The sequence below is a fragment of the Thermophilibacter sp. ZX-H3 genome (assembly GCF_052599055.1).
In genome coordinates, this window is record NZ_JBQXES010000001.1 from 1 (window position 1) to 8,618 (window position 8,618).

The window sequence follows — 8,618 nt, forward strand, 5'->3', positions numbered from 1 at the left end:
GTTGTTTTGGCTGGGGGTCCTGGGACGGGCAATGCCCCAGGCGGCATGGCCCGTCCCAGAATCTCCGGCCGAAATAACCCGTCCCCAGATGAGGTCACTCCTCGGCCTCCTCGACGATCTGCTGGAGCCTGAGGACGCGGTGGTACATCGCGGACTTCGACGCCGGCGGGTCGAGCTCGGCGCCGAGCGCGGCGAGCGAGAGCTCCGGGTGCTCCCGGCGCGCGCGGCAGAAGGCGCGCAGCGCCGGCGGCAGCGCCGCGAGCCCCACGCCCCTCTCGGCGCGGTCGATGAGGTCGAGCTGCGAGGCGGCCGCGCCCGTCGAGCGGGCCTGGTTGGCCATCTCGGCGTTGACGCGACGGTTGACGTCGTTCTTGACGGACTTCTGCGCGCGGGCGAGCTCGACCACCCTGGCCATCCGGTGCGCCCCCATCACGCGCAGGAGCGAGATCACGTCGTCGAAGCTCTTCAGGTAGAGCGCGAAGGCGCCCCGCCGGCGGTTCAGGCGCGCCGAGACCCCGAAGGACCCGACGAGCGACACGAGCCCGCGGGCGAAGTCCTCCCCCGTCACGGCGATCTCCAGGTGGAAGTCCCCGCGCGGGTCGGCGATGAAGCCGCCCGCCATGAACGCGCCGCGCACGAAGGCCGCCCGCGCCTCGCGCGAGCGCAGCAGCGCGACCGGCACGCCCGTCGCGAGCCCGCGCCCCGGGACGAGGATCCCGAGCTTCACGAGGTCCTCGGCGAGCTCGTCCTGCTCGGGCATCTCGATCAGGTAGTTCCTCGTCTTGTGCAGGACCGAGCGGCGCACCGTGAGCGGCGTCTCCAGGTCGAAGAGCTTGTGCGTGAGCTTGATGATCGTCCGCGCGACGGCGCCCGTCTCCGTGGCGATGCGGATGGAGTAGCGCCCCGCCCCCCGAAACGAGAGCGTGCCGCACACGCGGATGAGCGCCGAGAGCTGGGCGAGCTCGGCGGCCGGCGCGCCCTCGACGCGGGAGAGCTCGTCCTTGACCCGGGCTGTGAACGACATCCTAGCCCGTCCTCACGTTGGCGAGCGCGAGGTCGCGGTGCGAGAGCGTCACGTGGTAGCCCCCGTGCTCGAGGTAGGCCGCCGTGGCGCCGGCGATGGCGACGCTCCTGTGCTGGCCCCCCGTGCAGCCGACGGCGATGGAGAGGTGGCTCTTGCCCTCAGCCACATAGCCGGGCATCGCCACGTCGAGCAGGCGGTACCACGCCTCGAGGAACTTCTCGGTGGTGGGGTTGCCGAGCACGAAGTCCGCGACGAGCCGGTCGTTGCCCGTGAGGGCGCGCATCTCCGGGTCGTAGAAGGGGTTCGGCAGGAAGCGCACGTCGATCATGAGGTCCGCCTCGACGGGCATGCCGTGCTTGAACCCGAAGGAGAAGACCGAGACCTCCATGAGCTGCTGGTCGGTGAGCTCGGAGAAGGCGCGGCGCAGGCGGGCGCGGAGCTCCTTGGTGGAGGTGCGGCTCGTGTCTATCACGAGGTCGGCGGCGTCGCGCACGGCGGCGAGCTGGGTCCGCTCGCGGGCGATCGCGCTCGCCACGGTCTCGCCGGGGCCGGCGAGCGGGTGCCGGCGGCGGTTCTCGTCGTAGCGCCGCATGAGGACGTCGTCGTCGGTGTCAAGGAAGACGACCTTGCAGGAGATCTCGTGCTCGCGCAGCTGCGTGAGCGAGTCGCTGATCTCGTCGAAGAGGCCCTGGCTGCGCAGGTCGCAGGTCACGGCGAGGTGGCGCCCGACGCCCGAGTTGATGCCCACGAGCTCGGCGAGCTGCAGGAGCAGGCGCGGGGGCAGGTTGTCGATGCAGAAGTAGCCCATGTCCTCGAAGACGTGGAGGGCCTGCGTGCGGCCCGAGCCGCTCATGCCCGTGATCACCACGACGTCGGGCACGCGGTCGCGCCCCTCGGCCGCGCGCATCTGCTGGCCGGTCGCACCCATGGCACTCCCCTCCTCGAGGTCCTTCTCGCCGTCCTTCTCGCCAGTATACGGCAGCGGGGTCGGGCATGCCGCACGGCATGCCCGGACGGGACGTCCCCGGGCCGGCCCAGAAGGCCGCGCGGCGAGAAGGACGCGCGGCCGAGCATGCCCCCGTGCACGGAATCGCGGCTCGGGAGCCGCAGACCGTGCGCGGGGGCATGCTCGATGAAGCCGTGCCGCACGGCATGCTCGCGCGGGCCCAATTGGATGCCGACAGCGCGGGAGGGACGGACCGGGCATGCCTCCGCGCACGGATGGACCATCGTGCCATGCGGCATGCTCGGGCCGGCCCAGAGGGCCGCGTGGCGAGAAGGACGCGCCGCCGAGCATGCCCCCGCGCACAGATGGCGCGAGCATGCCCCTGCGCACGGTTTCCGGCTCCCGCGCCGCGATTCCGTGCGCAGGGGCATGCTCGACGGAAACGCGCCCCGGGAATCCACCCGGGGCGATGGGGACTACTTGTCGAGGCCGCTCTGCTCGGGAGGCAGGGGCTTCTTCAACAGGGAGAGCACGAGGCATCCCACCGCCGCGCCCGCGGCGAGCGCGATCAGGTACTGCACGGGGTTGGTGATCACGGCGATCACCCAGGCGCCGCCGTGCGGGGCGGGGCTGGCGCAGCCGAGGAGCATGGAGAGCCCGCCGGCCGTGGCCGAGCCCGCGATGCAGGCGGGAAGGACGCGCAGCGGGTCGGCAGCGGCGAAGGGGATGGCGCCCTCCGTGATGAACGAGAGGCCCATGACGTAGTTCACCAGGCCCGCCTTGCGGTCCGCCTCGGTCCAGCGGTTCTTGAAGAGCGTGGTGGAGAGCGCGATCGCAAGCGGCGGGACCATGCCGCCCGCCATGACGGCCGCCATGATCATGTTGCCGGTAACCGTCTGCTCGGCCAGGGCAGCGGTGCCGAAGACGTAGGCCGCCTTGTTGATGGGGCCGCCCATGTCGGTGGCCTGCATACCGGCCACGATGATGCCCAGGAGCACGATGGAGGTCCCGGAGAGGCCGTTCAGGAAGCCGGAGAGCGCGGAGTTGATGGCGCCCATGACTGGGTTCACGCCCATCATGACGAGGCTCGTGAGAAAGACGCCGAGGACCGGGTAGAGCAGGATAGGCTTGATGCCCTCGAGCGAGGACGGCAGCTTCTCGAGCGCGCGCTCGAGACCCAGCACGAGGTAGCCGGCGACGAAGCCCGCGAGAAGGGCGCCCAGGAAGCCGCCGGAGACGAGGGCGGCCTGCGCCTCGGCGTCCATGGCCGAGGAGAGGTAGCCGAGCGTGTAGCCCTGCTTGGCGATCCAGCCGCCCACAAAGCCCGCGGCAAGGCCGGGACGGTCGGCAATCGACATCGCGATGTAGCCCGCGAGGATGGGCAGCATGAAATTGAAGGCCTGGTTGCCGGCCACGTTGAAGAAGGCCGCAACCGGGGTGGAGTGGCCGTAGGCGCTCGTGCCGAGGCCCGGCTGATCGAGCAGGAACGAGAGCGCCATCAGGATGCCTCCGCCCACCACGAAGGGCAGCATGTGGGAGACGCCGTTCATGAGGTGCTTGTAGACCTGACGCCCCACGCCCTCGCCCTCGGCGGCCGCGGGCGAGGCGGCGCCGCCCTGGGCGTGGCAGATGGGGGCGCTGCCCTCCATCACGATGTTGATGAGCTCCCCGGGCTCGTTGATGCCGCGGGTGACGGAGCAGGAGTAGAGCGGCTTTCCGTCAAAGCGCGCGAGGTCCACGTTCTTGTCGGCCGCGATGATCACGCCGCGCGCGCCGGCCACGTCCTGCGCGGTGATGACGTTCTTGGCGCCGCCCTGGCCCTGGGTCTCGACCTTGATGCGAACGCCCATCTCCGCGGCCTTCTTCTCGAGGGCCTCGGCGGCCATGTAGGTGTGGGCGATGCCCGTGGGGCAGGCCGTGATGGCGAGCACGTCGTAGCCAGCGGCGTCGCGCGCGGCGGCGCCGGCGGCCTTGGCCTCCTCCTCGGCGCGGTGCCGGTCCTCCTCGGCGTCCACGAGGGCGCGGAACTCCGCCGGGGTCTTCGCTGCGCGCAGGGCCGCGCAGAAGTCGGCGTCGAGAAGCAGCGTGGAGAGGCGGCTCAGCACCTCGAGGTGCGTGTCGGCCTCCCCCTCCGGCGCCGCGATGAGGAAGAGCAGCGTCGCCGGCTCCCCGTCGAGCGACTGGTAGTCCACGCCCGCGGGCACGGTCATGGCCGCGAGGCCGGGCGCGGAGACGGCGGCCGTCTTGGCGTGCGGGATGGCGATGCCGTCGCCGAGGCCCGTGGAGAACTGCGCCTCGCGCTCCCGAACGGCCGCGGCGTAGCCCGCCTTGTCGGCGACGTTGCCGCCCTTCGCCATGAGGTCGACGAGCTCGTCGATGGCCTCGTCCTTGCTCTTGGGCGCACCCCCGATCCCGATTGACTCAGGCTTGAGCAGGTCCGTGATTCTCATGTTCTCTCCTTCCTTTCGTGCATTTAATTTAATATTTTATCTATACGGGAGGAGCTTCCCCGCCGTGACCGCCTCTGGCCGACGCGCTCGGCGCGGTCGTGCCAAATAAACCTGACGTCAGTGGCGCGACGTCAGTGGCGCGTGGCGAGCAGCGCCTCGACCTCGGGCCTCGTGGCCAGGTGGTCGGAGAACGCGCTGGCCGACCCCGTCGCGAGCGCCATCTTGAAGGCGGCCTCGTAGCTGCCGGTCTCCATGAGGCCCGCGAGGAAGCCGGCGACGGAGGAGTCGCCCGCGCCCACGGAGTTGACCACGGTGCCCTTGGCGGCCGGGCTCTGGAAGACCTCGCCCGTCTCGGCCACGAGCACGCCGCCCTCCCCCGCCATCGAGACGAGCACGTTGGCGGCGCCCATCTCCTGGAGCCGGCGCGCGTACGGCACGACCTCGTCGCGCGTGCGCAGCGTCACGCCGAAGATGTCCCCGAGCTCGTGGTTGTTGGGCTTCACGAGGAAGGGGCGGTACGGCAGGACGCGCGTGAGCAGGTCCTTCTCGGCGTCCACGACGACTCGCACGCCGCGGCCCCGGAGGCGCTCCATGATGCGTTCGTACATGTCGTGCGGCAGGGCGGCGGGCACGGAGCCGGAGATGACGAGCGTGTCGCCCTCGCCCAGCGCGTCCAGCTTGGCGAGAAGGACCTCGACGTCCTTCTCGGCAATCTTGGGGCCCATGCCGTTGAGCTCGGTCTCCTCGGCGGACTTGACCTTGGCGTTGATGCGCGTCATGCCCTCCGCCACGCGGATGAAGTCGGTCTCGACGCCCGCCTCGGCGCAGAGGCGGCAGAGCTCGTCGCCCGTGAAGCCCGCCACGAAGCCGAGCGCGCGGCTCGCGTGCCCGAGGTTGCCGAGCACGATGGAGACGTTCACGCCCTTGCCCCCGGGCAGGATCTTCTCGTAGGTGGTGCGGTTGATGACGCCCAGGCGCATGTCGTCCACGCGGACGATGTAGTCGAGCGACGGGTTGAACGTGACGGTGCAGATCACAGCGACACCTCCATGACGTTGTCGAAGCTCCGGTACTCCTCGGGGACCTCCCCGCAGGTGACGACCGTGGCGTCGCAGAAGTCCGCGAACGTGACGAGGCTCGTGCGGCCGAGCTTGGAGGCGTCGGCGAGCACGTAGCGCCGGGTCGTGCGCTCCAGGGAGACCCGCTTGACCATGGCCTCGTTGGGCTCGGGCGTGGTGAGGCCCGCCTCCGGCGTGATGCCGTTGGAGCCCCAGAACCCCAGCGTGAAGTGGAGCTTGGAGAGGGCGTCGAGGGCGCCGGGCCCCACGAGCGCCTCGGTGGCGCTCTTGAGCTCGCCGCCGAGGACCGTCACGGAGAGGCCGCGGGCCGCCAAGCGGATGGCGTGCGAGACCGAGTCGGTCACGTAGCCGGCGCGCGTGGGGGGGCAGCAGGTCGAGCAGGATCTCCGTGGTGGAGCCGGCGTCGAGGTAGACGAAGTCGTCGGGCTGGACCAGCGCGGCGGCATGCGCGCAGATGGCGCGCTTCTCCTCGTCGTGCAGGCCGTGGCGCTCCCCCAGCGTGAGGTCGCGCGTGAGGTGCGCCGACTCGCGGGTGGTGGCGCCGCCGTGAACCTTGACCAGCTGGTGGGCCTGGTCGAGCTTGTCGAGGTCGCGACGGATGGTGGACTCTGAGGTCTCGAGCGCGGCGGCGAGCTCGGGCACGGTGACGGTCCCGCGCAGGCGGACCATCTCGACGATGCGCGCGTGGCGCTCCTCTGCCAGCATGGCTACTCCTCCTCGGGGTAGGTGACGCCCCAGTCGGCGCGCAGGCGCGTCATGAGGTCCATCACGTCGGACGCGGTGTCGATGAGGCCGGCGGCCTGGGCGTCGCCCGCGACGGCGCGCTCGAGGTCGGCCATCTCGTAGCAGAGGGCGTAGCCCTCGACGCCGGTGCGCACGGCCTCGCGGCGGCCGTCTGCGGTCCACACGATCGTCGCGGCGTCCGCGCGCGGGTACTCCGTCACCTCCACGTAGCAGCGGTCGAAGGAGATGACCGCGCGCTTGGGCTGCTTGGAGTGGAGCGTGAGCGCGATGACGCCGAGCTGGCCCTCGGCGTTGCGGCAGACGATGCCGCCCGCCTCGTCCACGCCCGTGACGGCGAGGTTGCCGAGCGAGACCACCTCCTCGGGCTGGCTCGCCATGAAGAGGCGCATGATGCTGAGCGCGTAGACCCCGATGTCGAGCATCGCGCCGCCGGCGAGGCCCCGGTTGTAGAAGCGGTTGGTGAGGTCCCCGTACTCCTTGTAGGAGCCAAAGCTGACCTGCGCGAGGTTCATGCGGCCGAACTCGCCCGCGTCCGCGCGACGCCGGAGCTCCCGGTAGAGCGGCATGTGCAGGATCGTGGTGGCGTCCATGAGCACGACGCCGTTGGCGGCGGCGAGGGCGCGGGCCTCGGCGAGCTCGGCGGAGTTGAGCGTGATGGACTTCTCGCAGAGCACGTGCTTGCCCGCGGCGAGCGCACCGCGCAGGTAGGTGATGTGCGTGTTGTGCGGGGTGGTGATGTAGACGGCGTCGACCTCGGGGTCCGCGTAGAGCTCCTCGAAGGAGTCGTAGACCTTCTCGACGTGGTACTTCTCGGCAAAGGCGACGGCCTTCTCGCGGGTGCGGTTGGCGACGCCGTGCAGGCGGCGGCCCGCGAGCGCGAGCGAGGTCGCCATCTGGTTGGCGATGACGCCGCAGCCAATCACGGCCCAGCGGAGCTCGGGCGCGGTGAAGACATCGTCGGGGAACGGGCGGCTCTCGATGGCCTCGAAGGCGGCGGCTGCCGCGGCGGCGGCGTCGAGCGGGGCGTTCTTCTCGGTGTCTGACATGGGTCCTCCTGCCGTTCTGGTCCTACCCTACGATTGTCATTTTTGCGCAATTTCTTCCATTTGTACGCAACTCTACGCATTCTAGCGGTAAGCGGTATGAAAATGACCATAAACGGTCATAAGTACGCATTTCTGCGCATTTTCACGCATGCTTGGATGTTCCGCGCCGTCAGCAGGCGACGCGCGGGGCGAGAAGGACGCGCAATCTCGGATATCCGGACATCTGCGGTTACGCGTGACAAACTTGAAACTGCCCGATACGCAAGCTCGGAAAAGGGGTCGGAATGACGGCAAACCCCAGGCTGCGCGTTCTCTCACGAACGCGCAGCCTGGGGTTTGCGAACATCGCAGGCTGCGCATGCGGGCCTCGCGCGACGCGGTCGGCAATCCGGCGGCAGGATCAGACGCCCGCATGGCGAGAAGAACGGGAGCGCCGACAACGGAGGCGGGCCCCGGACGAGTCCGGGACCCGCGTCAGCTCGGGGCGATGGGGCGCTCTCCCCTACTCGATCGCGGCGCGGAACCAGCTGGTGAGCGAGGTGGGATGCGTGATGCCGGTGCCCACGACGACGGCCCAGGCGCCTGCGTCGATGGCGGTCTTGGCGTCGGCCGGGGTGTGGACGTGCCCCTCGCAGATGATCGGGTAGTCGGGGAACTCCGAGGTCGCCTGCTTGAGCAGCGGCACGTCGGGGCCGTCCTCGAGCGTGGTGTCGATGGCGGCCTTGTTGTGGGAGAGCGTCGTGGAGACGAGGTCGCAGCCGCAGGCGACGGCACGGCGGATGTCCTCGATGGTCATGCAGTCGGCCATGATGAGGACGTCGCTCTGGGCGCGGATGGCCTCGACGGTCTCCTCGAAGGTGCGGCCATCCGGGCGCGGGCGGTCGGTGGCGTCGAGGGCCACCACGTCGGCGCCGGCGTTCACGCAGGCCATGGCGTGGCGCAGCGTGGGCGTGATGTAGACGCCCTCGTGGCCCTCCTTCCACAGGCCGATGACGGGGATCTCCACGCGGCTCTTGATGGCGGCGATGTCGGAGAGTCCCTGGCAGCGGATGGCGGCGGCGCCGCCAAGCTCGCAGGCGCGCGACATCTGGGCCATGGTCTCGGGGTGGCGCAGCGGCTCGCCGGGATAGGCCTGGACGGAGACGATGAGCTTCCCCTTGAGGGACTGGACGAGCGGTGAGATGGGCATGGTTCCTCCTTCGTGTGCCAACCACGTCAGGTTTGTTTGGCACGCACGCGCGTGCGCTGGGGCGTGCAAAAGGGACAGTCACTTTTGCACGACTGACCGTTAGCAGGGGGCGTGCAAAAGTGACTGTCCCTTTTGCACGC

At 70.0% G+C, this 8,618-nt stretch carries 8 protein-coding genes and 1 pseudogene; 1 reads left to right on the forward strand and 8 read right to left on the reverse strand.

The features are described from left to right. Positions 1-94 precede the first annotated feature (94 nt). The 5 genes from whiA to ACULPM_RS00025 all read right to left on the reverse strand — a co-directional run bounded on the left by whiA (position 95) and on the right by ACULPM_RS00025 (position 5,843). Positions 95-1,024, reverse strand: coding sequence for a DNA-binding protein WhiA (whiA, locus tag ACULPM_RS00005; RefSeq protein WP_167929705.1), 930 nt, complete (start codon positions 1,022-1,024; stop codon positions 95-97). A gap of 1 nt (position 1,025) precedes the next feature. Then, positions 1,026-1,952, reverse strand: coding sequence for an RNase adapter RapZ (gene rapZ / locus ACULPM_RS00010; RefSeq protein WP_167929706.1), 927 nt, complete (start codon positions 1,950-1,952; stop codon positions 1,026-1,028). Between the two features lie 494 nt (positions 1,953-2,446). After that, positions 2,447-4,420: a PTS fructose transporter subunit IIABC gene (locus ACULPM_RS00015; RefSeq protein WP_445331739.1), complete on the reverse strand. Its 1,974-nt coding sequence runs from the start codon at positions 4,418-4,420 to the stop codon at positions 2,447-2,449. A 131-nt stretch (positions 4,421-4,551) separates the two neighbouring features. Beyond that, a complete protein-coding gene (pfkB, locus tag ACULPM_RS00020; RefSeq protein ID WP_445331740.1) occupies positions 4,552-5,457 on the reverse strand; it encodes a 1-phosphofructokinase in 906 nt (301 codons plus the stop codon). After that, entirely contained in the window at positions 5,454-5,843 is a 390-nt protein-coding gene (locus tag ACULPM_RS00025; protein WP_445332304.1) for a hypothetical protein, read from the reverse strand. The genes pfkB and ACULPM_RS00025 overlap by 4 nt, the downstream gene beginning before the upstream one ends. Before the next feature lie 100 nt (positions 5,844-5,943). Here ACULPM_RS00025 and ACULPM_RS00030 point away from each other — a divergent pair, with 100 nt between their 5' ends. Next, positions 5,944-6,111, forward strand: a complete 168-nt coding sequence (locus ACULPM_RS00030) for a hypothetical protein (RefSeq protein WP_445332305.1) — start codon at positions 5,944-5,946, stop codon at positions 6,109-6,111. Here ACULPM_RS00030 and ACULPM_RS00035 read toward each other — a convergent pair. From ACULPM_RS00035 to ACULPM_RS00045, 3 genes and pseudogenes are all read right to left on the reverse strand, one after another. Next, positions 6,085-6,204, reverse strand: a pseudogene (locus ACULPM_RS00035) (DeoR family transcriptional regulator); the annotation flags it as partial. The gene ACULPM_RS00030 and the pseudogene ACULPM_RS00035 sit on opposite strands and share 27 nt — an antisense overlap. A gap of 2 nt (positions 6,205-6,206) precedes the next feature. Next, positions 6,207-7,289 carry a Gfo/Idh/MocA family protein gene (locus ACULPM_RS00040; RefSeq protein ID WP_445331742.1) on the reverse strand — a complete coding sequence of 361 codons (1,083 nt, stop codon included), beginning with the start codon at positions 7,287-7,289 and terminating at the stop codon, positions 6,207-6,209. Positions 7,290-7,791: 502 nt separating this feature from the next. Further along, positions 7,792-8,478 (reverse strand): N-acetylmannosamine-6-phosphate 2-epimerase, encoded by a 687-nt coding sequence (locus tag ACULPM_RS00045; protein WP_445331743.1) that lies wholly within the window; start codon positions 8,476-8,478, stop codon positions 7,792-7,794. Positions 8,479-8,618: the final 140 nt, after the last annotated feature.

Excerpts from the sequence above, each read along its gene's own strand:
- whiA (WP_167929705.1), bottom strand. The coding sequence starts at position 1,024 with ATGTCGTTCACAGCCCGGGTCAAGGACGAGCTCTCCCGCGTCGAGGGC.
- rapZ (WP_167929706.1), bottom strand. The coding sequence starts at position 1,952 with ATGGGTGCGACCGGCCAGCAGATGCGCGCGGCCGAGGGGCGCGACCGC.
- ACULPM_RS00015 (WP_445331739.1), bottom strand. The coding sequence starts at position 4,420 with ATGAGAATCACGGACCTGCTCAAGCCTGAGTCAATCGGGATCGGGGGT.
- ACULPM_RS00030 (WP_445332305.1), top strand. The coding sequence starts at position 5,944 with ATGCGCGCAGATGGCGCGCTTCTCCTCGTCGTGCAGGCCGTGGCGCTC.
- ACULPM_RS00040 (WP_445331742.1), bottom strand. The coding sequence starts at position 7,289 with ATGTCAGACACCGAGAAGAACGCCCCGCTCGACGCCGCCGCCGCGGCA.
- ACULPM_RS00045 (WP_445331743.1), bottom strand. The coding sequence starts at position 8,478 with ATGCCCATCTCACCGCTCGTCCAGTCCCTCAAGGGGAAGCTCATCGTC.